The organism is Nocardioides anomalus (assembly GCF_011046535.1).
Taxonomy (GTDB): Bacteria; Actinomycetota; Actinomycetes; order Propionibacteriales; family Nocardioidaceae; genus Nocardioides; species Nocardioides anomalus.
The window spans coordinates 1,263,377-1,289,234 of record NZ_CP049257.1 but is presented as its reverse complement, the minus strand read 5'-3'; the positions used below and the strand labels follow the sequence as shown (position 1 = coordinate 1,289,234).

Annotated in this window: 33 protein-coding genes; 23 read left to right on the top strand and 10 right to left on the bottom strand. The window is 74.2% G+C overall.

Going from position 1 to position 25,858, the window contains the following annotated elements:
- Positions 1 to 588: a DUF3043 domain-containing protein gene (locus G5V58_RS06635; RefSeq protein ID WP_165230123.1), complete on the top strand. Its 588-nt coding sequence runs from the start codon at positions 1 to 3 to the stop codon at positions 586 to 588.
- Positions 585 to 1,400: a hypothetical protein gene (locus G5V58_RS06630; RefSeq protein ID WP_165230120.1), complete on the top strand. Its 816-nt coding sequence runs from the start codon at positions 585 to 587 to the stop codon at positions 1,398 to 1,400. Before G5V58_RS06635 ends, G5V58_RS06630 begins: the two co-directional genes overlap by 4 nt.
- A 20-nt stretch (positions 1,401 to 1,420) precedes the next feature.
- On the opposite strand, the gene G5V58_RS06625 is transcribed toward G5V58_RS06630, so the two are convergent.
- From G5V58_RS06625 to G5V58_RS06615, 3 genes are read right to left on the bottom strand one after another with little or no spacing between them, the layout of a single operon-like run.
- Positions 1,421 to 2,044: a TetR/AcrR family transcriptional regulator gene (locus G5V58_RS06625; RefSeq protein WP_165230117.1), complete on the bottom strand. Its 624-nt coding sequence runs from the start codon at positions 2,042 to 2,044 to the stop codon at positions 1,421 to 1,423.
- Entirely contained in the window at positions 2,041 to 2,457 is a 417-nt protein-coding gene (locus G5V58_RS06620; RefSeq protein WP_165230114.1) for a hypothetical protein, read from the bottom strand. The genes G5V58_RS06625 and G5V58_RS06620 overlap by 4 nt, the downstream gene beginning before the upstream one ends.
- Positions 2,454 to 2,855: a hypothetical protein gene (locus G5V58_RS06615; RefSeq protein ID WP_165230111.1), complete on the bottom strand. Its 402-nt coding sequence runs from the start codon at positions 2,853 to 2,855 to the stop codon at positions 2,454 to 2,456. The genes G5V58_RS06620 and G5V58_RS06615 overlap by 4 nt, the downstream gene beginning before the upstream one ends.
- 90 nt (positions 2,856 to 2,945) lie before the next feature.
- On the opposite strand from G5V58_RS06615, the gene G5V58_RS06610 reads away from it, so the two are divergent.
- From G5V58_RS06610 to G5V58_RS06600, 3 genes are read left to right on the top strand one after another with little or no spacing between them, the layout of a single operon-like run.
- Complete coding sequence (locus G5V58_RS06610; protein WP_407939685.1) at positions 2,946 to 3,494, top strand: GNAT family N-acetyltransferase; 549 nt, start codon at positions 2,946 to 2,948, stop codon at positions 3,492 to 3,494.
- Positions 3,491 to 4,174 (top strand): AzlC family ABC transporter permease, encoded by a 684-nt coding sequence (locus G5V58_RS06605; RefSeq protein WP_165230105.1) that lies wholly within the window; start codon positions 3,491 to 3,493, stop codon positions 4,172 to 4,174. The genes G5V58_RS06610 and G5V58_RS06605 overlap by 4 nt, the downstream gene beginning before the upstream one ends.
- Positions 4,171 to 4,473 (top strand): AzlD domain-containing protein, encoded by a 303-nt coding sequence (locus G5V58_RS06600; RefSeq protein WP_165230102.1) that lies wholly within the window; start codon positions 4,171 to 4,173, stop codon positions 4,471 to 4,473. Before G5V58_RS06605 ends, G5V58_RS06600 begins: the two co-directional genes overlap by 4 nt.
- Before the next feature lie 84 nt (positions 4,474 to 4,557).
- On the opposite strand, the gene G5V58_RS06595 is transcribed toward G5V58_RS06600, so the two are convergent.
- A complete protein-coding gene (locus tag G5V58_RS06595) occupies positions 4,558 to 6,204 on the bottom strand; it encodes a M4 family metallopeptidase (protein WP_165230099.1) in 1,647 nt (548 codons plus the stop codon).
- A gap of 132 nt (positions 6,205 to 6,336) precedes the next feature.
- Positions 6,337 to 7,092, bottom strand: a complete 756-nt coding sequence (dapB, locus tag G5V58_RS06590; protein WP_230487135.1) for a 4-hydroxy-tetrahydrodipicolinate reductase — start codon at positions 7,090 to 7,092, stop codon at positions 6,337 to 6,339.
- A 61-nt stretch (positions 7,093 to 7,153) separates the two neighbouring features.
- Here dapB and G5V58_RS06585 point away from each other — a divergent pair, with 61 nt between their 5' ends.
- The 3 genes from G5V58_RS06585 to G5V58_RS06575 all read left to right on the top strand — a co-directional run bounded on the left by G5V58_RS06585 (position 7,154) and on the right by G5V58_RS06575 (position 8,960).
- Positions 7,154 to 7,669 (top strand): class I SAM-dependent methyltransferase, encoded by a 516-nt coding sequence (locus G5V58_RS06585; RefSeq protein ID WP_165230093.1) that lies wholly within the window; start codon positions 7,154 to 7,156, stop codon positions 7,667 to 7,669.
- Positions 7,670 to 7,767: 98 nt separating this feature from the next.
- A complete protein-coding gene (locus tag G5V58_RS06580) occupies positions 7,768 to 8,418 on the top strand; it encodes a transposase (RefSeq protein ID WP_196240567.1) in 651 nt (216 codons plus the stop codon).
- On the top strand, positions 8,415 to 8,960 hold the full coding sequence (locus G5V58_RS06575) for a hypothetical protein (RefSeq protein ID WP_165230090.1): 546 nt from the start codon (positions 8,415 to 8,417) through the stop codon (positions 8,958 to 8,960). The genes G5V58_RS06580 and G5V58_RS06575 overlap by 4 nt, the downstream gene beginning before the upstream one ends.
- Positions 8,961 to 9,201: 241 nt before the next feature.
- Here the strand turns inward: G5V58_RS06575 and csrA are convergent, their stop codons facing one another.
- The 5 genes from csrA to G5V58_RS06550 form a co-directional block, all read right to left on the bottom strand.
- A complete protein-coding gene (gene csrA / locus G5V58_RS06570; RefSeq protein WP_165230088.1) occupies positions 9,202 to 9,438 on the bottom strand; it encodes a carbon storage regulator CsrA in 237 nt (78 codons plus the stop codon).
- Positions 9,439 to 9,523: 85 nt separating this feature from the next.
- Positions 9,524 to 9,916, bottom strand: coding sequence for a flagellar assembly protein FliW (gene fliW, locus G5V58_RS06565; RefSeq protein WP_165230084.1), 393 nt, complete (start codon positions 9,914 to 9,916; stop codon positions 9,524 to 9,526).
- Between the two features lie 5 nt (positions 9,917 to 9,921).
- Positions 9,922 to 10,812, bottom strand: coding sequence for a flagellar hook-associated protein FlgL (gene flgL / locus G5V58_RS06560; RefSeq protein ID WP_165230081.1), 891 nt, complete (start codon positions 10,810 to 10,812; stop codon positions 9,922 to 9,924).
- A 2-nt stretch (positions 10,813 to 10,814) separates the two neighbouring features.
- Positions 10,815 to 12,191, bottom strand: coding sequence for a flagellar hook-associated protein FlgK (gene flgK / locus G5V58_RS06555; protein ID WP_165230078.1), 1,377 nt, complete (start codon positions 12,189 to 12,191; stop codon positions 10,815 to 10,817).
- Between the two features lie 10 nt (positions 12,192 to 12,201).
- Entirely contained in the window at positions 12,202 to 12,696 is a 495-nt protein-coding gene (locus tag G5V58_RS06550; protein ID WP_165230075.1) for a flagellar protein FlgN, read from the bottom strand.
- A gap of 259 nt (positions 12,697 to 12,955) precedes the next feature.
- On the opposite strand from G5V58_RS06550, the gene G5V58_RS06545 reads away from it, so the two are divergent.
- The 15 genes from G5V58_RS06545 to G5V58_RS06475 all read left to right on the top strand — a co-directional run bounded on the left by G5V58_RS06545 (position 12,956) and on the right by G5V58_RS06475 (position 25,849).
- A complete protein-coding gene (locus tag G5V58_RS06545) occupies positions 12,956 to 13,873 on the top strand; it encodes a sigma-70 family RNA polymerase sigma factor (protein WP_230487134.1) in 918 nt (305 codons plus the stop codon).
- A 134-nt stretch (positions 13,874 to 14,007) separates the two neighbouring features.
- Entirely contained in the window at positions 14,008 to 15,144 is a 1,137-nt protein-coding gene (locus G5V58_RS26565; RefSeq protein WP_165230069.1) for a flagellin N-terminal helical domain-containing protein, read from the top strand.
- A 107-nt stretch (positions 15,145 to 15,251) separates the two neighbouring features.
- A complete protein-coding gene (gene fliD / locus G5V58_RS06535; protein WP_165230066.1) occupies positions 15,252 to 16,601 on the top strand; it encodes a flagellar filament capping protein FliD in 1,350 nt (449 codons plus the stop codon).
- Positions 16,602 to 16,651: 50 nt separating this feature from the next.
- Positions 16,652 to 17,035, top strand: a complete 384-nt coding sequence (gene fliS, locus G5V58_RS06530) for a flagellar export chaperone FliS (RefSeq protein ID WP_165230063.1) — start codon at positions 16,652 to 16,654, stop codon at positions 17,033 to 17,035.
- 59 nt (positions 17,036 to 17,094) lie between these two features.
- A complete protein-coding gene (locus G5V58_RS06525) occupies positions 17,095 to 17,358 on the top strand; it encodes a hypothetical protein (RefSeq protein WP_165230060.1) in 264 nt (87 codons plus the stop codon).
- A gap of 152 nt (positions 17,359 to 17,510) precedes the next feature.
- Positions 17,511 to 17,882 carry a flagellar basal body rod protein FlgB gene (locus tag G5V58_RS06520; RefSeq protein ID WP_165230057.1) on the top strand — a complete coding sequence of 124 codons (372 nt, stop codon included), beginning with the start codon at positions 17,511 to 17,513 and terminating at the stop codon, positions 17,880 to 17,882.
- Positions 17,882 to 18,274, top strand: a complete 393-nt coding sequence (locus tag G5V58_RS06515) for a flagellar basal body rod protein FlgC (RefSeq protein ID WP_165230054.1) — start codon at positions 17,882 to 17,884, stop codon at positions 18,272 to 18,274. The genes G5V58_RS06520 and G5V58_RS06515 overlap by 1 nt, the downstream gene beginning before the upstream one ends.
- A complete protein-coding gene (gene fliE / locus G5V58_RS06510) occupies positions 18,274 to 18,642 on the top strand; it encodes a flagellar hook-basal body complex protein FliE (RefSeq protein ID WP_165230051.1) in 369 nt (122 codons plus the stop codon). Before G5V58_RS06515 ends, fliE begins: the two co-directional genes overlap by 1 nt.
- A complete protein-coding gene (gene fliF / locus G5V58_RS06505) occupies positions 18,642 to 20,234 on the top strand; it encodes a flagellar basal-body MS-ring/collar protein FliF (protein ID WP_165230048.1) in 1,593 nt (530 codons plus the stop codon). Before fliE ends, fliF begins: the two co-directional genes overlap by 1 nt.
- Positions 20,231 to 21,271: a flagellar motor switch protein FliG gene (fliG, locus tag G5V58_RS06500; RefSeq protein WP_230487133.1), complete on the top strand. Its 1,041-nt coding sequence runs from the start codon at positions 20,231 to 20,233 to the stop codon at positions 21,269 to 21,271. Before fliF ends, fliG begins: the two co-directional genes overlap by 4 nt.
- Positions 21,255 to 21,926: a FliH/SctL family protein gene (locus G5V58_RS06495; RefSeq protein WP_165230045.1), complete on the top strand. Its 672-nt coding sequence runs from the start codon at positions 21,255 to 21,257 to the stop codon at positions 21,924 to 21,926. Before fliG ends, G5V58_RS06495 begins: the two co-directional genes overlap by 17 nt.
- Positions 21,923 to 23,227, top strand: coding sequence for a FliI/YscN family ATPase (locus tag G5V58_RS06490; RefSeq protein WP_165230042.1), 1,305 nt, complete (start codon positions 21,923 to 21,925; stop codon positions 23,225 to 23,227). The genes G5V58_RS06495 and G5V58_RS06490 overlap by 4 nt, the downstream gene beginning before the upstream one ends.
- Entirely contained in the window at positions 23,224 to 23,670 is a 447-nt protein-coding gene (locus G5V58_RS06485) for a flagellar FliJ family protein (RefSeq protein ID WP_165230039.1), read from the top strand. The genes G5V58_RS06490 and G5V58_RS06485 overlap by 4 nt, the downstream gene beginning before the upstream one ends.
- Complete coding sequence (locus tag G5V58_RS06480) at positions 23,667 to 24,716, top strand: transglycosylase SLT domain-containing protein (protein ID WP_165230036.1); 1,050 nt, start codon at positions 23,667 to 23,669, stop codon at positions 24,714 to 24,716. The genes G5V58_RS06485 and G5V58_RS06480 overlap by 4 nt, the downstream gene beginning before the upstream one ends.
- Positions 24,716 to 25,849, top strand: coding sequence for a flagellar hook-length control protein FliK (locus tag G5V58_RS06475; RefSeq protein WP_165230032.1), 1,134 nt, complete (start codon positions 24,716 to 24,718; stop codon positions 25,847 to 25,849). The genes G5V58_RS06480 and G5V58_RS06475 overlap by 1 nt, the downstream gene beginning before the upstream one ends.
- Positions 25,850 to 25,858 lie beyond the last annotated feature (9 nt).

The window sequence follows — 25,858 nt, the reverse complement described above, 5'->3', positions numbered from 1 at the left end:
TTGTTCCGTCGCACCAGAGAAGAAGTCGCCACTCCTCCCGAGGACCTGGACACCAGGCCCACGGGCAAGGGTCGGCCGACGCCGTCGCGCAAGGAGGCCGAGGCGGCCCGCAAGGCCGCGGCCAAGCCTCCGCGCACCCGCCGCGAGCAGGCGGCCGCCCAGCGCGGCGCCAAGGGCGAGTCCAGCGCCCGGGTCCGCCAGGGGATGCGCAACGGCGAGGAGAAGTACCTCCTGCCCCGCGACAAGGGCCCGGTGCGCCGGTTCATCCGTGACTTCGTGGACGCCCGGTTCAGCTTCATCGAGCTGATCATCCCGCTGCTCGTGGTGACCATGATCCTCGGCTACTCCGGCAACTCCGGGCTGGCGTCGTTCGGCAACGCGCTGCTGTTCGGCTCGATCCTGCTGGTGGTCCTGGACATGCTGCTGCTGCGCTACCGGCTGCGGCGCCAGCTGGCCGCGCGCTTCCCGGACCAGACGCTCAAGGGCACGACCTACTACGCGGTGACCCGCGCGATGCAGATGAAGTTCATGCGCCTGCCCAAGCCGAAGGTGAAGATCGGTCAGGAGCTCCCCGAGCACTACCGGTGACCCTCCTCGGGGTCGCGCTCGGACTGCTCTCGGCCGCCGTCTTCGGCGTCGCCGCGGTCGTCCAGGCCCAGGCGGTCCGCGGCTTCGACGACACCCCGGACGGGCTGTGGTCCTTCGTGGCCCGCTCGGTGCGCGACGGGCGGACGATGCTCGTCGTCGCGGCGTACCTCGTCGGCTTCGTGCTGCACGCCGCCGCGATCTGGCTGCTGCCGCTCTACCTCGCCCAGGCCACCGTGGCCATGTCCCTGCCGGTCACGGCCCTCGTCTCGCGGCGGGTGGAGGACGACCTCACCCGCGCCGGCTGGGCCGCGGTCGGCCTGGTCACGGTCGGGCTCGCGCTGCTCTCGCTGGGGGCGGGCAAGCCGGGCGACGTCCGCACCGACACGGCCTTCGTGGTGCCGCTCTGGATCGGGGTGGCCGCCCTGGCCGCCGCCTCGGCCGCGGCCCGCCGGATGCCCGGTCCGCTGCTCGGCCTGCTCGCCGGCCTCGGGTACGCCGGCTCGGCGATCTCCGTGCGCGGGGTCGGGACGCCGATCACGGTCAGCACCGTGATCGCCGCCCTGGCCGTGCCCTCGCTCAGCGTGGTGGCCTTCTGGCTCTACTCCCTGGGCATGCACCGCGCCGCCGTGCCCTCGACCACCGCGGCGCTGGTCGTGACCCAGACCTTCGTGCCGTCGGCGATCGGCGTCGCGCTGCTCGGCGACGGGGTCCGGGACGGCTGGTGGCCGCCCGTCGTGCTGGGCTTCCTGCTCTCCACCGCCGGCGCCGTGGTGCTGGCGCGCGAGAGCGGGCCGGCCCGACAGACGGTCTAGGGCGCGTTGGTCACGACGGCCTAGCGGCGCACCCGCCGCAGGCGCGCCCGCACCGCGCGCCGCGCGACCGGGCCGAGGTCGTCGACGGCCTCGAGGAGCACCCCGAGCCGCTCCAGCGCCGCGAGCGCGGCGGCCGCACCGTCGGGGTCCACGCCCTCGTAGAGCTCCAGCCCGATGAACGCGGCACTGATCGCGCGGGCCAGCCCGTCGGCGTCGACCACGTCGGCCACCGGGCTCGGTGCGAGCACGCGTCGCACGACGCTCTCGACCTCCGCTCGCCACAGGTCCATGGCGGCGCGACCGGCCGCGGCCAGCACCGGGTCGCGCTGGGCGCCGGCCATGAGCTGGGCCATCACGGCGACGTTCCCGGTCTGCTGCTCGCGGGCGTGCACGACCTCGCCGAGGGCCAGGAGCGCGGTGAGCGAGTCGACCGCGGCGAACTGCTCGCGGTAGTGCGCGACGCTCTCCTCGCACAGCGCCGTGGCCGCGGCGGCGGCCAGCTCGCTGACGGTGCCGAAGTGGTAGAAGACCAGCGCCTGGTTGACCCCCGCCCGCGCGGCGACGGTGCGGGCCGAGAGCCCGGCGATCCCGTCGGCGACCAGCGCCTCCTGGGTCGCGCGCAGCAGCTTGTCGCGGGTGCTCATGCGGACCGTCGACCCCCGAGGACCACCCACCGCCCGACCACGGCCCCGACGATCCCACAGGGCAGGGCCAGCCACGGCCACGCCTCCCAGCCACCCGACACCAGGCGTACGCCGACCGCGGCGGCCAGGGCCGACACCGCGGCGCTGGTGAGCACCGCCGAGGCCGTGGTGCGCAGGGCCGGGCTGAGCACCGCGAGCACGACGGCCGACGGCGCTCCGACCACGGCCCCGACGGCCGCGCCGAGCAGGCCGCCGACCGCGACCACGCCGGCGACGGCGCCCGCCGCCGCCGGGTCGCCGCCCGCCCCGCCGACCCCGACCACCAGCGCGACGAGGAGGCCGCTGACGCCTCCGGCGAACGGCGCGACCAGGCAGCCGCGGAGGAGGACGAGCAGTGGTCCGGCCCCGGTCACCGCTCCTCCCCCAGCACCACCGCACGCCCCAGCACCAGGCCGGTCGCCGTGGCCAGCCCGGCCAGCGCCGCGGTCGTGGTGAGCGGGAGGCCGGACAGGGCGGCGAAGGCGACCGCACCGACCAGCGACGACGCGGCCCCCGCGAGGCGGGCCTGGGCCGCGCCGTGCAGGTGGCGGGCGAACGGGACGAGGGCCAGGAAGGCGAACAGGCCGACGGCCAGCCCCACCGCCCCGCCCAGCAGGCCGCCGTACGCGAACCCGCCGAGGACCGCGGGGCCGATCCCGTCCTCGGCCACCACGCCCGTCTGCCACATCGCGAACGGGCCCAGCAGCAGTCCCAGGAACGCCCCCGCCAACCCGCCGCCCAGACAACCCCTCGCGAACAGACCCAGCACCACGACCGCCTCCTGCAATTTGAGCGACTGCTCAAGACCCTACACCCGTACTTGAGCAGTCGCTCAAATCGAGCTGCTGCGAGGATGGACCGCGTGAGTGGTGCCGACGTCTCCGTCCGCGTGGCCTGGGCCGACGACGCCCCCGCGATCGCTGCGGTCCAGCTGCGCGCCTGGCCCGTGCTGTACGCCGGGCTGGTGCCGTCCGAGGCCTTCCCGTCCGGCCCGGAGGCCGAGCAGGCCGCGGCGGCGGCATGGGTCGAGTCGCTGCAGAAGCCGGGCGACGCGCGCAACCGGGTGCTCGTCGCCCTGGAGCGCAACCGGGTGACGGGCTTCGCGATCACCGGACCGGCGAGCGACCCCGACCGCGACCCGGTGGCCGACGCCGAGCTGCGCGAGCTGACCGTGGACCCCGAGGAGCAGCGCCGGGGCCACGGCTCGCGGCTGCTCCAGGCCGCGGCGGACACCATGACCGCGGACCGGTTCACGCTCGCGGTCACGTGGGTCAACGTCGGCGACGACGCGCTGCGCGCGTTCCTCACCGGCGCGGGCTGGGCCGCGGACTCCGCGCACCGCGAGCTGGACCTCGACGGCAGCGGCACCACCACGGTGAAGCAGGTGCGGCTGCACACGCGGCTGGCGTGAGCACCCCGGACGCGACCGAGGACCGCCGCGCGGTCGTCCGCGACAGCCTGGGCGTCGGCGTGGCCACCGGGCTCTACGGCGTCTCCTTCGGCGCGGTCTCGGTGGCGGCGGGGCTCTCGGTGCTGCAGACGTGCGCGCTGTCGCTGCTGATGTTCACCGGCGCCTCGCAGTTCGCGCTGGTGGGCGTGCTGAGCGGTGGCGGCACGGCGTTCTCCGCGGCCGCGACCGCGGTGCTGCTCGGGACCCGCAACACGCTCTACGGGCTGCGGGTCGCTCCCCTCCTCGGCTTCCGCGGGCGCGCGAGGGCGGGCGCCGCGCACCTGCTCATCGACGAGTCGACCGCGATGTCGGTCAACCGCACGACCCGCGCGGGTGCCCGCACCGGCTTCCTGGTGACCGGCGGCAGCATCTTCGTGCTCTGGAACCTGTTCACGCTCGTCGGTGCGGTCGCGGGCAACGCCATCGGCGACCCGCGCACCTACGGCCTGGACGCCGCGGTGGGCGGTGCGTTCCTGGCCCTGCTGTGGCCGCAGCTGCACAGCACCGGGCACCGGCTGGTCGCCCTGCTCGCCGTGGCCGTCGCGCTCGGCGTGGTGCCGGTCGCGCCGGCCGGCGTACCGGTCCTGGCCGCGGGCGGCGTCGCCCTCCTGGCCGGCCTGCTCGTCCGGGGCCGCTCGTGACCTGGGCGGCAGTGCTGGCGGGCGCGGCCGGGTGCTACCTGCTCAAGCTCGCCGGGCTGTCGGTCCCCGCGAGCGTGCTGGAGCGACCCGTCGTACGTCGCGTGGCCGGCCTCATCCCGGTCGCGCTGCTGTCCGCTCTGGTCGCGGTCCAGGTCTTCTCCGACGGCCACCGCCTGGTCGTCGACGAGCGGGCGGCGGGGCTGGCCGTCGCGGCCGGGCTCCTGCTGCTGCGCGCGCCGTTCCTCGTCGTGGTCTTCGGCGCCGCGGTGACCGCCGCGCTCCTGCGCCTGGTCCTCTGACGCGACGGAGCCCGCACCACCAGGTGGTGCGGGCTCCTGTCCGTGCCGTTTCCGTCCGGCACGGACGCAGGGGTCAGCCGAGGCTCAGCCGACGCTGACGGCGCTCCAGGCGGCGGCCACGGCGGCGTACTGCGTCGAGCCGGCGCCGTAGAGGTCCTGGGCCGCGCTGAGCGTGGCCGTGCGGGCCTGGGCGTAGGTCGTGCCCGAGGTCATGTAGACGGTCAGCGCGCGGAACCAGATCCTCTGCGCGGCGTCCCGGCCGATGCCGGTGACCGTCGAGCCGTTGCAGGTCGACGAGCTGTGGGCGACCCCGCCGATGGTCTTGGCGCCCGAGCCCTCGGCCAGCAGGTAGAAGAAGTGGTTGCCGACGCCCGAGGAGTAGTGGACGTCGAGGTTCTTCGTGCCGCTGCTCCAGCAGTTCGGGGACTGGCCGTCGGAGATCGGGTTGTCCATGCGACGCAGCCCGGCGTGCTTCTTGAGGTCGAACTCCTCGCCGATGAGGTAGTCGCCCGGGTCGTTGGCGTTGTTCGCGAAGAACTCCACCATCGTGCCGAAGATGTCGGAGGTGGCCTCGTTGAGCCCGCCGGACTCACCGGAGTAGGTCAGCCCGGCCGTGTTCTCGGTGACGCCGTGCGACATCTCGTGGCCGGCCACGTCGAGCGAGACGAGCGGGCCGTAGCTGACCCCGTCGCCGTCGCCGTAGGTCATCTTGGTGCCGTCCCAGAACGCGTTGACGTAGTTCTTGTCGTAGTGCACCCGGTTGAACGAGCCCGTGCCGTTGCCGAAGATGCCGTTGCGGCCGTGCACCTGGTTGTAGTAGTCCCACGTCATGTTCGTGCCGTACTGCGCGTCGACCGCGGCCGAGGCGCGGTTGCCGGTCGTGCCGTTGCCGAACGTCGTGGAGGTGCTGGTCACCTGGGTGCCGGTCGAGCAGCCCGAGCCGAACAGCTGGCACAGGAACGAGTCGGCCTTGTTGTTCATGTCGGTCGTGTAGGTGCCGCCGCGGGTGGTGTCCTTGAGCTGGTACGTCGAGCCGGACTGCGTGAGCTGGAGCGGCACGGTGCCGCTGTAGAGGCTCTGGCCCGAGCCGTCGACGGTCTCGATGCCCTCCTCGCGGCGCAGGACCTTGCCGCTGCGCGCGTCGACGTACGACGTGAGGCGACTCGGGGTGCCGTCGGTGCGCTTCCCGGCGGTGGTGACGGCCCAGGCCAGGCGGGGCCGGTGGCCGACCGCGTCCACGACCAGGCGCGGGGCGCCCTGGGCCCGCAGGCCGGTGATGTCGCGGGTGGCCTTGGTGCGCACGAGCGCGCGGGCCTGGGCGGCCTTCTCGGCCAGGCCCGGGGTGGTGCTCATCCGCAGCGGGGCGGTGAAGCTGCGGCTCACGCCGGCGTACGACCCGTCCGCGGCGCGGTGCACGACGACGTCGCCGCCGAGGACCTCGAGCCCGTGGTAGGTCCGGTCCATGCGCACGTGGCTGCCGCCGGAGCGGTCCATGACCACGTCGGTGGAGCGGAACGACTGCCCGGGCGTCAGCCGCAGGTCGGTGGCGTGCTCGCGCAGCGCGGTGAGGGCGCCCGCGACGACACGGCCCTGGTCGGGCTGGGCTGCCTGGGCTGCTTGGCCTGCCTGCGCTGCCTGGGCTGAGGCGTCGGGTGCCTGCGCACCGAGGACGCCGGCGGCCAGGAGCGCCGCGGTGGCGGCGGCTCCGGCGCGCGTGGGACGAACGTGCATGGTCTACCTCTTCTTCTCGCACGCCCCGAGTCGGGCGAGTGGTGGCGCCGACGTTGCCCCGGCGCCCCTCCCGCTGGGTAGGCGCGGGCGCTCGCAGGAAGTTGCACTGCACAAACCTGCAACTCCGTGCGGTCAGTCGAGGCCGAGGACGTGCTCCAGGCCGACGGTCAGGCCGGGCCGGTCGCCGATGGCGCGGAGCCCGGCCAGCACGCCGGGGGTGAACGACGCGCGGTCCATCGAGTCGTGGCGGATGGTGAGCGTCTCCCCCACGCCGCCGAGGACGACCTCCTGGTGGGCGACCAGCCCGCGGGCGCGGACGCTGTGCACGTGGATGCCGTCGACCTCGGCGCCGCGCGCGCCCTCGAGCCCGGTCGACGTGGCGTCCGGGACCGGGCCGCTGCCGGCCTCGCGGCGGGCGGCCGCGACGAGCTCGGCGGTGCGGCGTGCCGTGCCGGACGGCGCGTCGGCCTTGGTCGGGTGGTGCAGCTCGATGATCTCGACCGACTCGTAGTACGGGGCCGCCGCGGCGGCGAAGCGCATCATCAGCACCGCGCCGATGGAGAAGTTGGGCGCGATGAGCACGCCCACGCCGGGCGCGTCGGTCAGCCAGCCCTCGAGGGTGCGCAGGCGCTCGTCGTCGAAGCCGGTGGTGCCGACCACGGCGTGGATGCCGCGGCCCACGCAGAACTCGAGGTTGCCCATCACCGCATCCGGGTGGGTGAAGTCGACGACCGCGTCGGCGCCGGCCTCGGACAGCTGCTCCAGGGCGTCGTCGACGTCGAGGGCGGCGACCAGCTCGAGGTCGTCCGCGGACTCGACCGCGCGACAGACCTCGGCGCCGACCTTGCCGCGTGCGCCGAGCACGCCCACGCGCCGTACCGCAGTCACGCGCAGGAACCTACCGGGAGGTCGGCTGACCTGCGCAGGGACGTCTGGCAGGGTGGTCCTCATGGCGGTGCAGACGATCCCGGCCCGGATCCGGTGGGCCGTGGACTTCATGGAGGTCCAGCCGAACGACCACATCCTCGAGATCGGCTGCGGCCCCGGTGCCGCCGCGGAGCTGATCTGCTCGCGGCTGGAGACCGGGAAGCTGTTCGCCATCGACCGCTCCGAGTCCGGCGTGGACCGGACCCGGCGCCGGTGCGCGAAGTACGTCGAGGCCGGCCGGCTCACCGTCCGCCAGATCGACCTGGCCACGCTGCGGGTGCCGGTGAAGCGGTTGACCAAGGTCTTCGCCTTCAACGTCAACCTGTTCTGGGTCCGCGACTGTGCGGACGAGGTCGCGCTGCTGCACGAGCGGGTGCTGCCCGGCGGGTCGGTGTACCTCTTCTTCGACGCCACCCGCCCCGACCAGGTCCCGACGATGGTCGAGAAGGCCTCCGCCGCCCTGCAGACCGCCGGGTTCCGGGTCTCCGTGGTGGAGCAGAAGGCGCCCGCCGTCGTCGGCATCATCGGTAAGCGCTGAAGTCTTTGATCTTCACCGGACTCACATCAGGCTATTTCCTGATGTAGTCTGGATGCAGTCCCCAGGCTTGACCTGCCCTGCTGCGTGAGGAGCCACGCGTGCGCGTCCTGGTCCTCACCGTCGACCAGCGGGGCTCGACGCGCGCCGGGGCCGGCGACCGGGTGCCCGAGGTGCTGGCCGGGCTGGCCACCCTGACCACGCCCGCCGGCGCGGGCGTGCTCCGGGCCTTCGAGCGGACCGCCGGCGACGAGTTCCAGGGCGTGCTGGACGACCCGGACCTGCTGGCGCCCGTGCTCGAGCGGCTGCTGCGCGGGGGCGGGTGGAGCATCGGCATCGGCGTCGGCGAGGTCGAGGAGCCGCTGCCGGAGAGCACGCGGGCGGGCCGCGGGGCGGCGTACCTCCACGCGCGCGAGGCCGTGACCTCGGCCAAGTCCGCGCCCTGGCACCTGCGGGTGGCCGGGGACCGCCCGGCCGCGCGGGACCTGGAGTCCGCGCTGTGGCTGTGGGCGGCGCTGCTCGCCCGGCGTACGGCACGCGGGTGGGAGGTGGCCGACCTGGTCGACTCCGGGTTGCGCTACGACGAGGTGGCCGCCCGGCTCGGCGTCACGCCCTCGGCGATCAGCCAGCGCGCCGCGGCCGCCGGCATCCTCGAGGGGCTGCGCGCCCGCGAGCTCGTCACGACGATCGTCGGTGGGCTGCTGCAGGATGGCTCTCCCCCCGCCGTCGGTGCAGAGAGGAGCCACCCGTGAGCGCCGAGAACACCACCCAGCTGGTGCTCGTGCTGCTCGCGGCCGCCCTGCTCTTCGCCGCCCTCGGCTGGCTGCGCAACGGCGAGGCCGTCGGCCCGCCGCTCGCCGTCGTCGCCCTCGCCGCCGCCGCGGTCGTCGCCGCCACCGCCGACGACCTGGCCGCCGGCCGCTGGGCCGCCACCGTCCTCGTCGCCCTCTGCGGCGCCCTCGCCGTCGCCGGCGGCGGCCCCCTCACCACCCGCGTCTTCACGATCGTCGACCGCCAGGACTCCGCCCGCCAGAGCATCGACCAGGCCGCCGCGGTGCTCCGCGGCGGCGCCTGGATCGGCGGCCTCGAGCGACTCGCCGTCTTCGCCGGCCTCGCCGCCGGCTTCCCCGAGGGCGTCGCCGTCGTCCTCGCCCTCAAGGGCGTCGGCCGCTTCCCCGACCTGCGCAAGGAGGACGGCGGCGGCGCCGCCACCGAGCGCTTCATCATCGGGACCTTCACCAGCGTGCTCTGGGCCGCCGGCTGCGCCGGCATGGTCGCACTGGTCCTGCGCTGACGCGCGCTGGTGGGCCGGCGGTGCGGGCCGGCGGTGCGGGCCGGCGGTGCGGGCCGGCGGTGCGGGCCGGCGGTGCGGGCCGGCGGTGCGGGCCGGCGGTGCGGGCCGGCGGCGCGGGGACGCCGAGGGGACCTGTCGGGCGCCGACGCGGCCCCGGGCGGCGGGTGCGGGCCGTCGGTGCGGCAGCGCGACGCCGGACTACGGGCGCCAGCGCGGCAGCGCTCGGGACACAGAGCCCCGGCTACCGCTTGCGGCGGCGCAGCTCCTCGGCCAGCGAGCTGATCTTCGCGTCGGAGGGCGAGGCGGCGTCGCGGTTGCTGGCCTCGAGCTCGACGAGGAGCTCGGCGCGGTGGACGGCGACCGAGCGGGGGGCGTCGATGCCGACGCGGATGCCGTCGCTGCGGACCTCGAGGATCGTGATGGTGATGTCGTCGCCGATCACGACGCTCTCGCCGACGCGGCGGCTGAGGACGAGCACCTAGCGCACCTGCTCGTGGGACGGCGCGCCGCGGCGGCACCGACGAGGAGCCCAGACAGACATAGGCGCAGGCTACCCGCGGGGGTCAGGCACTGAGCGGTGCACTCACCGAGAGGTCGGCGTCGTCGACGATGACCTGGCAGGCGCGGCGGTTGGCGGTGTTGAGGACGACGGGCGCCTTGAGGTTGGCGGTGGAGGTGAGCAGCGTCTCGCCGGGGTTGAGCACGACGAGCACCATCACGTCCTCGACCGAGCTGATGTCGAGGTCGGCGATGGTGGCGTCGTCGATCTCGGGGGTGTAGTCGGGGAAGAACGTGTTGGGTGGCGCGACCAGGAAGCGCAGGTCGTCGTGGTCGAGCGAGGTCAGCGAGCAGAGCTGCCCGCTGCCGTCGAGGTCGACCAGGGCGAAGCGGCGGTCGTCGGGGAACCCGGGCAACGGGTGCACCAGGTCGATCACGGGGAGGGTCTGCGCGCTCATCGCCCTCAGCGTAGGAAGTCGACGAGGCTGGGCTGCACGACACGCGCGGTGGCGGCCAGAGCAGCTTGGTAGGCGACCTCCTGCATGTTGATGTCGATCATCGTGCGGGGCAGGTCGATGTTCTCGATGTCGGTGAGCGACTTGGTGAGGTCGAGCTGGGTGTCCTGGATGTCGTCCTGGGCGCGGTCGACGCGGTTCTGGGCGGCGCCGAGGTCGGCGTGGGCGGTGCCCATGGTGTCCAGCCGACCGGCGAGCTTCGCCAGCCCGGTCTTGATGCCGGCGTCGTCGCCCGCCCGCAGCGCGTTGGCCAGGTCGTCGAGCTCGGTGAACACCGAGTTCGCGCCGTCGCCGAACACGGCGCGGCCGTCGACGTCCACGCGCACCCGCGTGTTCTCCCCGACCCGCCGCGTCACCTCGCCGGGCGTGCCCACGTAGGCCCCCGTGTCGTCGTACGCCGCCGCGCCGTTGGTCACGCCGCCGAACAGCGGCCGCGAGAGGTACGTCGTGTTGGCCTGGTCGAGCAGCGAGGCGCGGACCTGGTCGAGCTCGGTGGCGAGCGCGGCGCGCGAGGCCGGGGAGGAGCTGCCGGCGTTGGCGCCCTGGAGGCCGAGCTCGCGGGCGTGGGCAACCAGCTCGGTCGACGTGGTGAGGGCCTGGTCGGCCAGGCCGAGGCGGCTGACGCCGTCGGCGGCGTTGCGCGAGTACTGCTCGAGCGAGGACAGCGACCCGCGCAGTCGCATGGCCTGGGCGGTGTCGGTCGGCGAGTCCGAGGGTCGGTTGAGGCGCCGGCCGCTGGACATCTGCTCCTGCAGCTCGGCCAGGCGCGACAGGCTGCCCTGCAGGCGGGCGGTGGAGCCGCCGACGATCATGTTCTGGGTGACGCGGAACGACGTCATGCTCAGGCCCCCGTCCGGTTGATGAGCGTGTCGAGCATGGAGTCGAAGGTGCTCATCACGCGCGCGGCGGCCTCGTAGGCCCGCTGCGCCGCCATCAGGTTCACCGTCTCCTCGTCGAGGTTGACCCCGGTGAGCTGCTCGCGGGTGCTGTCCACCTGCGCGGTCAGCAGCCCCTGGGTCGTGGCCAGCCGCTTGGTGGAGGCCACCTCGGTGCCGAGCCCGCTGACGACCCGCTGGTACGCCGTGTCGGCCACCTTGAGGTCGCCCAGCGAGGCGGCGATGCCGACGTCGAGCACGCCACCGGGCTGCGACGAGGCCGCGACCTCGCGCGGGTCGGTGATGGCCACGGTGAGCGACGACGCGGCTCCGGCCGGGTCGTAGCTGAAGAACGGCGTGCCCGCGTTGCCGTCCTGGTCGTAGCCGGTGGTGTGCAGGGAATTCACGCTGTCGGCCAGCAGCTTGGCCACCTGGTCGAGCCCGCTGCGGAACGCGGGGAGCGTGGTGGTCAGCAGCTCGCCGACCGCGCCGGCCTCTCCCCCGATGGCGCCGGGCGTGACCGCCGTACCGCCCACGGCGAGGGCCAGGGGCTGGCCGTCGTCGGAGCCGTCGGCCGCGACGCCGCCGGTCACGGTGAGCTCGACCGCGTCCTTGCCGGTCACCAGCGGCTGGCCGGCCACGGTGACGTCGATGCCGCCGTCGGGGCGCACCGTGCTGACGCCACCGGTGAGCTCGGAGAGCCGCAGTGCGAGGACGTCGCGCTGGTCGCGCAGGTCGCTGTCGTCGACGCCGGGTCCGGCCATGGCGATGCTCTTGTTCACGGTGGCCAGGTCGTGGGCCACGCTGTTGACCTCGTGCACCACGTCCAGCAGGTGGGCGCGCTGGTCGGAGAGCTCCGAGGTGACGTGGCCCGCCTGGGTGCGCAGGGCCTCGGCCAGCGAGGAGCCGGTGGCCAGCACCTGGCTGCGCGCCGCGCCGGAGTCCGGGTTGGACTCCAGGTCCTGCCAGGCGTTGCGGAACTCGTTCATGGCCGCGCTGACGCCGGAGCCCCCCGGCTCGCCCAGCGCGCTCTCGACGCGGGTCAGCACCGCGACCCGGGCGTCCAGGTAGGACTGCGTGCCGTGCTCACGACGCGACCGCGCGTCCATGAGGGGGTCCGCCATGCGTGTGATGCCCGAGGCGGTGACCCCGTCACCGGCACCGTCGTAGCGCGACCACATGGCCAGCTGCGCCGGCGCACCCAGCGCCTCGGCCTCCGCGCGGCGGCGGACGTAGCCCTCGGTGCTGGCGTTCGCGATGTTGCCGGACGCGACGTCCATCGCCACGCGCTGGTAGCGCAGCGCGCTCAGCGAGGTGTTGAAGCTGGAGAACGTCCCGGTCATGACCGCTGCCTCAGAAGACCCGGTCCAGGCGGGTCGGCGCGACCGCGGCCGCCCCGACCACGGCGCTGCCGTCGGCGGCGTACCCCTCGGTGGCGGCGTCCAGCGCCATCAGCGTCTCGCGCGCCGAGCGCAGCCCCGAGCCGATCAGCTCGCGGTTGCCGTCGGCCAGCGCGGTGATCTCGCGGGTCAGGGTCGCGAAGGCGGCCCGGTGCTCCCGGAAGATCTCCCCCCACGGCTCCGGCGAGACCTCGCCGAGCTGGCGCAGCGACGGGTTCGGCTCCAGCCCCAGCGCGGCCGCGACCTGGTCGGCGGCGACCGCGCGCATCAGCTCGGTGCGGCGCATGTCGTCCAGCACGGTCTCCACCCCGGTGGCCGCGCGCATCAGCCAGCGGGTCCGCCCGCTGGCGAGGACCAGCTGCTCGACCTCGAGCTTGTACTGCAGCTCCTCGAGCAGCTCCCGCTCGCGCCACAGCACCTGCGACAGGCGCTCCACCGCTTGCTCCATGACCCCGGCCCTTCCTCGACCCCTGCTCCGTCGCAGTGCTGTTCGGCCGCGCCGGAGGGCACCTGAGGGGTTCCCCAGGACTTTGGTCGGCCGATTCGCGTGCGCGGCTCGGCGACCCGCCCCCTGGGGCCGAGCGACCCGACACGCGGGGTCGGGCCCCCGCGGAGTAGTCCGTTGTGACTACGCCAACCAAGGCCGACGGCCAGATTCCGAAGATTCCCCTCATACCGTCTCTCATGAGGTAGTTGGTTTCTCTCTCGTGACCCCGCACCTCGCCCCCCAGGACGTGGACACCTACCTGGAGTCCCCCCGCTCCGCGAACCGCCCCGTCCACCCGGCCACGACCCCGGCCACCGACGCCGACGCGCTCGCGACCACGCACCTCCCCCTGGTCCAGCACCTCGTCCGCGAGACGATGAGCCGCGTCCCGGCGCACGTCGACCGCGACGACCTCAGCTCGGCCGGACTGGTCGCCCTGGTCCAGGCGGCCCGCGCCTGGGACCCCGAGCGCGGCATCCCGTTCCCGCGGTACGCCGCCACCCGGATCCGCGGCGCGCTGCTCGACGAGCTGCGCTCGGTCGACTGGGCCTCCCGCTCGGTGCGCCGCCGCGGCCGGGAGATCGACACCGCCCGCTCCGCGCTCGCGGTCAGGCTGCGCCGGGTCCCCGAGGACACCGAGGTCGCCGCGGAGCTGGGCGTGGCCCTGGCCGAGATCCAGCGCTCCGACGACGACCTGGCCCGCGCCTCCGTGCTCTCGCTGGACGCCGGCGAGGACGGCACCGCGGCCTCCGAGGCCCTGGCCTCCCCCGAGCCGACCCCCGACGCGATGGTCGAGCACCGCGAGCGGCTGCAGTACCTCGAGGCCGCCGTCGTCGAGCTGCCCGAGCGGCTGCGCCACGTCGTGCAGGGCTACTTCATCGACGAGCGGCCGATGGCCGAGCTGGCCGAGGAGCTCGGGGTCACCGAGTCCCGCATCTCCCAGCTCCGCGCCGAGGCCCTCGTCCTGCTCCGCGACGCGCTCAACACCGCGCTCGACCCCGAGCTGGTCGCGCCGGCCGAGCGCCCCGAGGGCGTCGCCGCCCGCCGGCGCACGGCGTACTTCCGCGCGGTCGCGGACCGCCACGCCGCGGCGTACAGCTTCGTGCGCCAGGTCCCCGCGCTCCCGACCACGGCCTGAGCACCGCTCACCCCGCCTCGGTCTGGACCAGGAACCCGTACACCTCAGGTCGGCCACCCGGCCGCCGATGAATCCCCCGACGGAGCCCACGGACGGGCTCCAGCACCACCGACTCGACACCAGGAGGGAACACCATGAGTCTCCGCATCAACCAGAACATCGACGCCTTCAACTCCTACCGGAACCTGTCCGTCACCCAGGGGCAGATGTCCAAGTCGCTCGAGAAGCTCTCCAGCGGCTACCGGATCAACCGGGCGGCCGACGACGCGGCCGGCCTCGCGATCTCGGAGGGCCTGCGCTCGCAGATCGGCGGCATCAAGGTCGCCGTCCGCAACGCCCAGGACGGCGTCAGCGTCGTGCAGACCGCTGAAGGTGCACTCACCGAGACGCACTCGATCCTGCAGCGGATGCGCGACCTGGCCGTGCAGTCGGCCAACGACTCCAACGACCAGACCTCGCGCGACGCGATCAACGCCGAGGCCACGGCCCTCAACTCGGAGCTGGACCGGATCGCGAGCAAGACGACGTTCAACAACGTCAACCTGCTCGACGGCACCTTCACCGGCAAGGAGTTCCAGGTCGGCTACAAGGCCAACGACGTGATCCAGGTCGACGTGGTCGCCAACGGCGCCCAGGGCGTCAAGGCCTCGTACGCCAACGGCGCCGCGACGGCCACCGCCGCGGCGGCGACGTTCTCCTTCGGCGGCGTCAGCATCACCACGGCCGCGCTCACCGCGAGCACGGACGCCAACAACATCGCCAACCAGCTCAACGGCGACGCCAACTTCTCCGCGGCCCTCACCGCTCGGGTCACCAGCACCGGCGGCCTCGAGATCCAGGCCAACGACTCCAGCGTCACCGCGACGGCGATCACCGTCGGTGGCGGCCTGTCGGGCACCAAGACCGACGCGGCCAACACCACCACCGGCAGCGGCGGCTTCTCCTCGTCCGGTCTGGGTGTCGCCGGTGTCAACCTGGCCAGCAAGGCCGGCGCCAACACCGCCATCGCCGACATCGACAAGGCGATCACCGCGGTCTCCACCTCGCGCGCCAAGCTGGGCGCCCTGCAGAACCGCTTCGAGCACACGATCACCAACCTGAACGTGACCTCGGAGAACCTGTCGGCGTCGGAGAGCCGCATCCGCGACACCGACATGGCGCAGGAGATGATGTCCTACACCCGGTCGCAGATCCTGTCCCAGGCCGGCACCGCGATGCTGGCCCAGGCCAACTCGGCTCCGCAGAACGTCCTCCAGCTGCTCCGCGGCTGATCCAGGACTGACCACGGCCGTCCACGACGGCCGTCCACCCGCAAGCGCGGGCGGTCGGCCGTCGTGCCGGTCTCAGAGACCGCACCGAGGAGCGGGAGGAGGACCAGGTGGCCAGCAGCGCCAGCATCAGCGGACTCGCGTCCGGGCTCGACAGCGCGACGATCATCGACCAGCTCATGCAGCTGGAGGCGGCGCCGCAGACCGCGCTCAAGACGCGGGTGCAGACCGAGAAGAGCCTGGTCACCACGCTCCAGACGCTCAACACCAAGGCCGCGCTGGTCGCCAGCAAGGCGGCCGCCCTGGCCAAGCCGGCCACGTGGGACGCGGTGTCGGCCTCGGCCACGGGCACCGCGCTCACGGTCAGCGCCGGTGCCACCGCCGGCCCGACCCGGCTCACCGTCACCGTCACCTCGGTGGCCCGCACCCACCAGCTCGGCTTCGCCAACGCCGCGGCGCTCACCGACCAGGTGACCGGCGCCTCGACCAAGGTGAGCCTGGACCGCTTCGACGGTTCGCCCGTGCTGGTGGACAGCAAGGACGGGACCCTCAAGGGCCTGGTCGACGCGATCAACGACCCGGCCAACAACACCGGGCTCCGGGCCACGACGATCAAGACGACCGGCGGCTACCGGCTGCTGGTCGAGTCGACCGCGACCGGGGCGGCCCAGGACTTCACGCTGACGGCCGAGGACGGCTCGGCGCTGCTCGGTGGGGCCACGGTCCGCGCCGGTGCCGACGCCTCGATCGACCTGGGCTCGGGCATCACGTCCACGTCGTCGACGAACACCTTCACCGACCTGCTGCCCGGCGTGAACCTCACGGTCTCCCCCGACGCCGCGGTCGGGGCGACCTCCACCGTGGAGGTCAAGCGCGACGCCGCCAAGCTGAGCGGCTCGGTGGCCGACATGGTCGCCTCGCTGAACGACCTGTTCGGCGAGATCGACACGCAGACGGCGTACAGCAGCTCGACCAACACCAGCGGTCCGCTGGCCGGCGACGCCACGGTCCGCAGCCTGCGCAGCTCGCTGCTCAACTCGGTCTTCACCACCGACGGGAGCACCCTGGCCTCCGTCGGCATCCAGACCGACCGCAGCGGCAAGCTGACCTTCGACTCGGCCAAGTTCGCCTCGGCGTACGCCGCCGACCCGGCCAAGGTCGAGGCGATGTTCACCACCGCGACCGACCCGGCCGGCAACGGCTTCGCCGCGCGGGTCGACAAGGTGGCCCGGGGCGCGAGCGACCCGACCACCGGGAGCCTGACCGGCTCCATCACCAGCCGCCGTTCGGGCATCGACCGGCTGCAGGACAGCATCGACAACTGGGACCTGCGCCTGGACCAGCGCCGCGAGACGCTCAAGCGCCAGTTCACGGCCCTGGAGACCGCGATGAGCCAGATGAGCAGCCAGTCCAGCTGGCTCGCCGGCCAGCTCTCGTCGCTGCCGTCCTTCGGCGGCTGAACCCCCACCTCTGACCACCCCACCCACGTGCAGCCACGGAAGGCGCCACCATGACCTACTCCCCCCGCCCCGACGCCTATCTCGACGCGTCCGTCGCGACGGCCTCGCCCGCGCGGCTGCTGGTCATGCTGTGCGACCGCCTGGTCCTCGACCTCACCCGCGGGCTCGAGGCCCAGCGGACCGGTGACTTCTCGACGGCCCACACCCAGCTGCTGCACGCACAGGAGATCGTGCTCGAGCTCCGCGCCAGCCTGCGCACCTCCGACTGGGAGGGCGGCCCCGGGCTGGCCTCGCTCTACGACTTCCTGCACCTCGAGCTGGTCCGCGCCAACGTCACCCGCGACGCCGGCACCACCGAGGGCTGCCTCGGGCTGGTCACCGACCTCGCCGCCACCTGGCGCGAGGCCGCGATGCAGACGGTGGCCGACCGCTGAGCGAGCACGAGACCCGCTTCGCGGCCTGGGAGGTCGCGCTCGACCGGATCGAGCTCGACGTGATCCGCGCCGAGCGCGCGCTGACCACCGGTCTCGGGCTCGCACAGGCCCCGGACGAGTGGCGCGTGCCGGACGACTACGGGCCGATCCCGGTGGCGCTGCGGACCAGGGCCCAGGAGCTGCTGGCCCGTCAGGGGGAGGCGCTCCAGGGGATGGCCACCCAGCTCGGGGTCAACGCGCAGCACCAGTCGCTGGTGCGTGACGTCGAGCGCGTGACGACCCGCTCGGGCGACGGCCCGGTGTACGTCGACGTGGCGTTCTGACCCGACGTACCTGACCCAACTGGACCACCGCGAGATCGACCGGCGGAACTCCTCAGGTCGCCCCCGGAGCGGCCGACCAGTACGCCGAGAGCACGGACTGCTCCGACCCCCGCCGACGGACCGGCACCCAGCTTCCCCCTGTGGAGGATGACGTGTCCGTCCCTGCGCTCGGTGGCCTCAGTGGAGGCTCCGGCTCGGTGCTCAACGTCCTGGCGACCGCTCTCGACGGTCTGACGACGCGCAGCGAGGTCATCGCCGACAACATCGCGAACGTCGACACCCCGGGCTTCCGCGCCTCGACCGTCGAGTTCGAGTCCTCGCTGCGCGACGCCGTGGCCAAGGGCGACGCACCCACCCTCGACCCCGAGGTGCTGGCCGTGCAGTCCCCGGTCGGCCCGAACGGCAACAACGTGGACCTGCGCAAGGAGCTGATGGCGGCCTCGCAGACCCAGTTCTCCTACCAGCTGATGACCCGCGCGGTGTCCGACCAGTTCGCGCTCCTCTCCACCGCGGTCGGTGCCTGATGGGTGCCTTCGACGCGCTGGACATCGCGAGCTCGAGCCTCGGGATGCACCAGACCTGGCTCGACGCGCTGGCCAACAACATCGCCAACGCCAACACCGTGGTCAGCACCGACCAGCAGGCCTTCCAGGCGCAGATGGTCATCGCCCAGGCCGACCCGTCGGGCGGCGTCGACGTCGCCGGGATCGCCGAGGGTGACGGCGAGGGCGTCATGGAGTACGCACCGGACCACCCGCTGGCCGACGAGGACGGCTACGTCCGCGCGCCGGCGATGGACCTGGCCAGCCAGATGACCCAGCTGGTGATGGCCCAGCGCGGCTACCAGGCGTCGGTCCAGGTGACCAAGTACGCGCAGGACTCCTACTCCAGCGCGCTGACGATCGGCGGCCGCTGATGCCGGTGCCAGGAGTGGGCGCCGTCGGTGGCGTCGGCGGCATGGACTTCACGCCGTACGTCGCGCCGCGGGCGGACGTCGGGCCGGCCGGCTCGGCCGCCCGCGTCGGCGGCGCGCACCGGGCCGAGGGGCCCAGCGGCCCGGACGGGCCGGACTTCGGCAAGCTCGTCCTCGACGGCCTCGACCGGCTCGAGGGCGTCCAGGCCCAGAGCGACCACCTCGCCGTGCAGGCCGCCACCGGTGACCTGCAGGCCATCCACGACTACACCATCGCCGCGACCCAGGCGCAGGTCACCACGCAGCTCACGGTGGCCGTGCGCAACAAGGCGGTCGAGGCGTTCACCGAGATCCTGAGGATGCCTGTCTGATGCGCGACCAGGTCACCCGCGCCCTGGGGCGCGGGCGCAGCACGTTCGCCGGGTTCACCACCGGGCAGAAGGCGGTCACGGTGCTCGGCACCCTGGCACTGCTGCTCGGCGGCTTCCTGGTGTTCCGCTGGGCCTCCACCCCGAGCTACGGCCCGCTCTACTCCAACCTGTCCGCCAGCGACGCCTCGGCGGTCGTCGACCAGCTCGACACCCAGGGCACGCCGTACGAGCTCACCGACGGCGGCAGCACGGTCATGGTCCCGCGCGACCAGGTCTACGCGACCCGGATCGCGCTGAGCGGCGAGGGGCTGCCGGCCGACTCCGACAACCAGGGCTACTCGATCCTCGACGACCAGGGCATGTCGCTCTCGCAGGACCAGCAGGACGTGAACTTCAAGCGGGCCATGGAGGGCGAGCTCAGCAAGACCATCGAGGCCATCGACGGCGTCGAGACCGCGGTCGTGCACCTGGCGATCCCCCAGAAGGAGGTGTTCGCCGAGGAGCAGGACCCGGTGACCGCGTCGGTGCTCGTCAAGACCCGCCCCGGGTCGACCCTCGACCCCGAGCAGGTGCAGGCGGTGGTCAACCTGGTCGCCTCCAGCGTCGACGGCCTCGACCCCGACCAGGTCACCGTGGCCGACGCCACCGGCGCCGTGCTCAGCGCCCCGGGTCAGACCACCGGCGACAGCTCGCGCAACCAGATGGTCACCGACGTGCAGGACCAGTACCGCGGCAAGCTCCAGGCGATGCTCGACCGGGTCCTGGGCGCGGGGAACTCCACGGTCCAGGTCACCGCCGTGCTCGACTTCGACGACGCGGTCGTGGAGACCACCGACTACTCGGTCGCCGAGGGCGTGCCGCCGCGCTCGCAGAGCAGCAGCAGCGAGACCTACAACGGCCCCGGCAGCGCCTCGCAGGTCGGTGGCGTGGTCGGCACGGACGGCAACACCGAGGTGGGCGCCGGCGGCTCGGCCGACTCGAGCTACCAGTCGACCACCACGACCCAGGACAACGCGATCGACAAGCGCACCGAGCGCCGGGCGTCCGCGCCGGGCTCGATCGAGAGCCTGAACGTCGGCGTCGCCCTCGACTCCGCCGCCCTGGCTCGGGCCGGCATCGACCCGACCGAGGTGCGCAGCCTGGTCGTCGCCACCGCCGGCATCGACAAGGCCCGCGGTGACAAGGTCGCGATCAACGAGCTGACCTTCGACCGCACCTCCGAGGAGGCGGCGGCCAAGGCGCTCAAGGCGGCCGACGCGGACCAGGCCGCGGCCGACCGCCAGCAGCTCTACCGCAACATCGGCCTCGGCGTGCTGGTCGCGCTCATGGTGCTCCTCGCCGTGCTCACGGCCCGCCGCCGGGCCAAGAAGCGCGAGGAGACCACGGCCTACCTCGTCGAGCAGCTGCGCGCCGACCAGCTCGGGCGCGTGACCGCGACCCAGATCATGGAGCCCAGCCCCGCCGAGCTCGCGCTGGCCGAGTCCGACGCCTCACGCGGTCGCCACATGAAGGCCGAGATCGACGACCTCATCGCGCGGCAGCCCGACGACGTGGCCGCCCTCCTCCGCGGCTGGCTGGCGGAGCGCCCGTGACCGCGCTGTCCCCCGCCGGCCCGGTCGCGGTCGGCCTGTCGGCCCAGGGCGTCCGCAAGGCCGCCGTCCTGCTCGTCCAGCTCGGTCGGGAGCAGGCCTCGGCCGTCCTCGCCCGGCTCTCCGACGCCGAGGTCGAGGCGGTCACCGCCGAGATCGCCCGGCTCGAGTCCGTCAGCCCCGAGGAGGGCGAGGGCGTGCTGGAGGAGTTCCGCGAGCTGGCCCGCGCCCGCCAGCACATGGCCCAGGGCGGGATGAGCGTGGCCCGGCAGCTGCTCGAGGAGACGCTCGGCGCCGACCGGGCCGGTGAGATCGTGGACCGGCTCAGCGCCGCCGCGGTGCAGTCGCCGTTCCACTTCCTGCACAACGCCGACCCGGCCCAGCTGCGCTCGTTCATCGCCGACGAGCACCCGCAGGTCATCGCCCTGGTCATCGCCCACCTCAACCCGGACAAGGCCTCGCTGCTGCTGTCCGGTCTGGACCCGGAGAAGCAGGCCAAGGTCGCCCACCGGATCGCGGTGATGGACCGCACCTCCCCCGACATCGTCAAGGCGGTGGAGACCACCCTGGAGCGCAAGCTCTCCTCGATGCTCCAGCCGACCGGGGCGTCGCGGGTGGGTGGGGTGACCCCCCTGGTCAACATCATCAACCGCTCCGACCGGTCCACCGAGCGCCAGATCGTCGAGGGACTCGAGGCCCTGGACCCGGCGCTGGCCGACGAGGTCCGCAGCCGGATGTTCATGTTCGAGGACATCGTCAGCATCGACGACCGCTCGATGCAGCAGGTGCTGCGCCTGGTCGACACCGCCGAGCTGGCCTACGCGCTCAAGGGCGTCGCGCCGGCGGTGCGGGAGAAGATCCTGACCAACATGTCCGAGCGCGCCGCGGCGACGCTGCTCGAGGAGGTCGAGCTGCTCGGCTCGGTCCGCCTGGCCCAGGTCGAGGAGGCCCAGCAGGGCGTCATCCGGGCCATCCGCCAGCTGGAGGAAGAAGGCAAGATCACGATCCGCCGCGGAGGTGACGATGACTTCGTCGAATGAGTTCCGTCCGTTGCCGACGCCCGAGCTGCGCACCGGCGACCTGACCCGCTTCGGCGGCTCGACCGTCCTCGGCGACGAGGTCACCGAGCACGCGCTGTCCTCGCTGGTCGAGCAGGCCCGCACCGCTGCGCGCTCCCAGGGGTACTCGGTGGGCTGGGCCGAGGGGCGCCGCGACGCGGCGGCCGCGGCGGCCCGCGAGGCCGAGGAGCGCGAGGCCGCGGCCCGGGCCGCCCGCGAGCACGACGAGTCGCGTCACAAGGACGTCCTGCAGGCGCTCACCCGCGCCACCGAGGGCGTCGTCCAGGCCGTGACCGAGGCCCAGAGCGCGGTGCACGCCCAGGCCGTCGAGCTGGCCCGCGAGCTGACCGAGGCCATGGTCGGCCACGAGCTGCGCGCCTCCGACGCAGCGGGTCAGACCGCGGCCGAGGTCGTCATGCGGGTGCTCGGCGAGGCGCCGACCGGCCAGCCGTTCGTGCTCCGGGTCCACCCGCTCGTCGCCGACACCTCCGCGCTGGCCGAGCTCGCCGAGGCCGGCGTCCGGATCGTGCCGGACGCCCTGCTCGCGGCCCACGACGCGATCGTGGAGGTCGACCACCGGCTGCTCGACCTGCGCATCTCGGCCGCGATCGAGCGGGTCCGGGAGGTGCTGACGTGACCACCGCGGTGCTCGAGCGGGTCCGCTCCCAGGCCCTGGCCGCCGCCCGACCGGTCCACCGCGGTCAGGTCGTCGAGGCCATGGGCCTCCACCTGCGGGTCGGCGGGCTGAGGGCGGCCGTCGGCGACCTGCTGGAGATCGAGGACTCCGGCCTGCTCGCCGAGGTCGCCGCCACCGACACCCGGGGCCTGGTCTGCCTGCCGCTGGGCCACACCCGCGGCATCGAGGTCGGCGCGACGGTCCGGCACACGGGCGCGCCGCTGCAGATCCGCGTGGGCGCCGAGCTGACCGGCCGCGTCCTCGACGGGCTCGGCCGGCCCGTCGACGACGGACCGTCCCTGGACCACCTGCCGCTCGTCGGTGTGGACAACGACACCCCGGCCGCGCTGAGCCGCCCGCGCATCGACACCCCCCTCGGCCTGGGCGTGCGCGCCCTGGACGCGCTGGTGCCCGTCGGGCGCGGGCAGCGGCTCGGCATCATGGCCGGCTCCGGCGTCGGCAAGTCCAGCCTGCTGTCGATGATCGCCCGCGGCACCGAGGCCGAGATCTCCGTCATCGCCCTGGTCGGCGAGCGCGGCCGCGAGGTCCGCGAGTTCCTCGAGGCCGACCTCGGTCCCGAGGGCCTGGCCCGCTCGGTCGTCGTCGTGGCGACCTCCGACGCCCCGCCCGTCGAGCGGTTGCGCGCGGCCTTCGTGGCCACCCGGATCGCCGAGTTCTTCCGCGACGAGGGCCGCCACGTCGTGCTGATGATGGACAGCCTCACCCGGGTGGCCATGGCCCAGCGCGAGCTCGGCCTCTCCGCCGGCGAGCCGCCCGCGACCCGCGGCTACCCGCCGAGCGTCTTCGCGCTCCTCCCCCGTCTGCTCGAGCGGGCCGGCACCGCGCCCACGGGCTCGATCACCGGGCTCTACACCGTCCTGGTCGAGGGCGACGACCTGCAGGACCCCGTCGGTGACACGGCGCGCTCCATCCTGGACGGCCACGTCGTCCTCAGCCGACGACTGGCCACCTCGGGCCACTTCCCCGCGATCGACGTCCTCGAGTCCATCTCCCGGGTCACCGGCGCCGTGACCACGTCCGAGCAGCGTGGCGACGCGGTCCGCCTGCGGCGGATGCTGGCGGCGCACCGCGACGTGCGCGAGCTGGTCGAGATCGGGGCGTACGTCGGGGGCACCGACCCCGACGCCGACGCCGCGCTGGCCCGCGCCGGCGCCATCGACGACTTCCTGCGCCAGGACATGGACGACAGCACCCCGCGCACCGAGACCTGGCAGCAGCTGGCCGGGCTGGTGGCCCCGTGATTGCCGACGACCGCGGCCTGGCCGCCGTGGCCCGCGTCCGCGAGGTCCGCGAGCAGGACTCGCGGATGGGGCTGGTCCACGCCGACCGCGAGCACCGGGCCGTGGTGGCCCGCGCCGAGGAGCTCGACCACCTCGTGGACACCCACCAGGCCGCTGCCGGCGAGCCCCTGCCCGCCGGGCAGTGGGCGGCGCAGCGCACCGTGCTCGGCACCGTGGCCGCCGCCGCCCGGCGTACCCACCGGGAGGCGGACGCCGCCGGCGTGGTCCGCACCGCAGCGCAGGAGCACTGGCAGCAGGACCGCAGCCGGCTGCGCGCCGTGGAGACCCTGCTCGAGCGCCGCGCCGAGGCCCGCCGGGCCGAGGCGGCGCGCGCCGAGGGCCGGCTCCTCGACGACCTCGGCGCTCAGCGCTGGCTGCGCGCCCGCGAGGAGCAGGCCGAGTGAGCGTCAGCGAGGTCACCAGCCGGATCGCCCAGATCCAGAGCCAGCTCGCCCAGCTGGCCCCGCGCACCGCCGGCAGCGGCGCGTCCGCGCGTACGTCGTTCAGCAGCGCGCTCGACGGCGCATCGCAGGCCTCGGGCACCTCCAGCACGGCCGGCAGCGCGCTGCTCGACGGAGCCGCCGACGCCTCGACGCTGGCCGGCCTCGGCATCGACACCTCCGGCCTGGGTGAGCAGGGGTCGACCTCCGGCGCTGACGTCGTGGCCGAGGCCCGCAAGTACCTCGGCATCCCCTACGTCTGGGGTGGCACCGACCCGCAGAAGGGGCTCGACTGCTCCGGGCTGGTGCAGCTGGTCTACAAGAACCTCGGCGTGGACCTCCCCCGCGTCTCGCGCGACCAGGCCCGCGAGGGCACCGCGGTCCCCAGCCTGGACCAGGCCCAGCCCGGCGACCTGCTCGCGTTCGGCTCGCCCGTGCACCACATCGCGATCTACGCCGGCAACGGCCAGATGATCGAGGCGCCCCGGCCCGGTCTCGACGTCCGCGTCAGCGACGTCTACGAGACACCGAGCGCGATCCGCCGCGTCCTCGACCCGTCCGCGGCCGCGCCCACCTCCGCCCTGCTCGGCGCCGGCGGGCTCGGCGCCCCGAGCGGCACCGCCGCTGTCGCGGGCGTGCCGTACGCCGACCTGTTCAACCAGGCCGGCCTGGAGCACCAGGTCGACGCCCGCCTGCTCGCCGCCGTGGCGCGCCAGGAGTCCGGCTTCGACCCGAGCGCGGTCAGCCCGGCCGGCGCCCAGGGGATGATGCAGCTGATGCCGGGCACCGCCGCCGGCCTCGGCGTCACCGACAGCTTCGACCCGGCGCAGGCCGTGGACGGCGCCGCCAAGCTGCTGTCGCAGCTGCTCGACCGCTTCGGGAGCACCCCCCTCGCGCTGGCGGCGTACAACGCCGGGCCGGGTGCGGTCATGCGCTACGACGGCGTCCCGCCGTACCCCGAGACCCAGAACTACGTCCGCTCGGTCATGGGCATGCTGGGGAGCAGCTGATGCGCGTCTCCACCGGGCCCGCCGCGCCGGCCACGCTGCCCGGTGCCGCCGACGGGGCTGGTCCCCTGGGGGACCCCGCCGCCGCCCCCGCGACCGGCTTCGAGGCGCTGCTGGCCGCCCTGGTCCCCAGCGCGCTGCTCCCCGTGCCGGTGCCCGTGCCCCTGCCGGTCGGGACCGACGCCGACGCGGGTGCTCCCGGCACCCCGGTTCCGGATGTCGCCGCCGCGGCCCCGGCCCCGGCCCCGGCCCCGGCACTGGTCCCGGCCACCGCTCCTCCGGCTGCCGCCGCCACCCCCACGGCCCCGCCCGCGCCGACCCGGGACCCGGCGCAGCCGGCCCCGGAGGCGACGGCCGAGCCGGCCGCGAGCCCGACGCCCGCAGCGCCGGCGACCCCCACCTCGACGACCCCCACCACCGACGCCGCGGCGACGACCACCCAGGCGCCGGCGGCACCGGCGGCACCGGCGGCACCGGCGGCACCGGCGGCCACGGTCGCACCGGTCGCCGTGCCGGCGCCGCCCACGATCGCCGCACCCGAGCCGCGGTCCGCGACGCCGGGCCCGCAGCCGGTGCACCGCCAGGTCTTCGAGGGCATCGAGCGGCTGGCCAGCTCGGGCACCGGGGTGCACCGCCTCACGCTCCGGCTCGACCCGGGCACGCTCGGTGAGGTCCGCGTGCACCTGACCGTGCGCGACGGCCTGGTCCGGGTGCGCCTCGGGGCCGGCGTCGAGGCCGGCGCCGCGCTCCGCGAAGGGGCGCCCCAGCTCGAGCGGCTGCTGCAGCAGAGCCGCGGCACCGAGGACGTCCGCGTCGCCGTGCACCGCCTGGCCGAGCCGGCGGGCCCGGCCGCCACCGGCCTCGGCGGGCTCACCGCGGCCGCCGCGACGAGCAGCACCGCCGCCGCCCCCGCCGCGGCGAGCCCCACCCCGCTGGACGGCTCGGCCGGACAGCCCTCAGACCTGCTCGGGGCCCACCAGGGCTCGGAGTGGTCCGGTGCCGGCACCGGACACCCAGGAGCACCCGCAGGGACGCGGCGTGCCACCACTGCCAGGGACGGCGACCAGGACCGGGTCCGAGGACCCGGCTCCGCCGAACCGGCGTCGCGCACCTCCGGTGTCGACGTGCGCATGTGAGGAGGCACC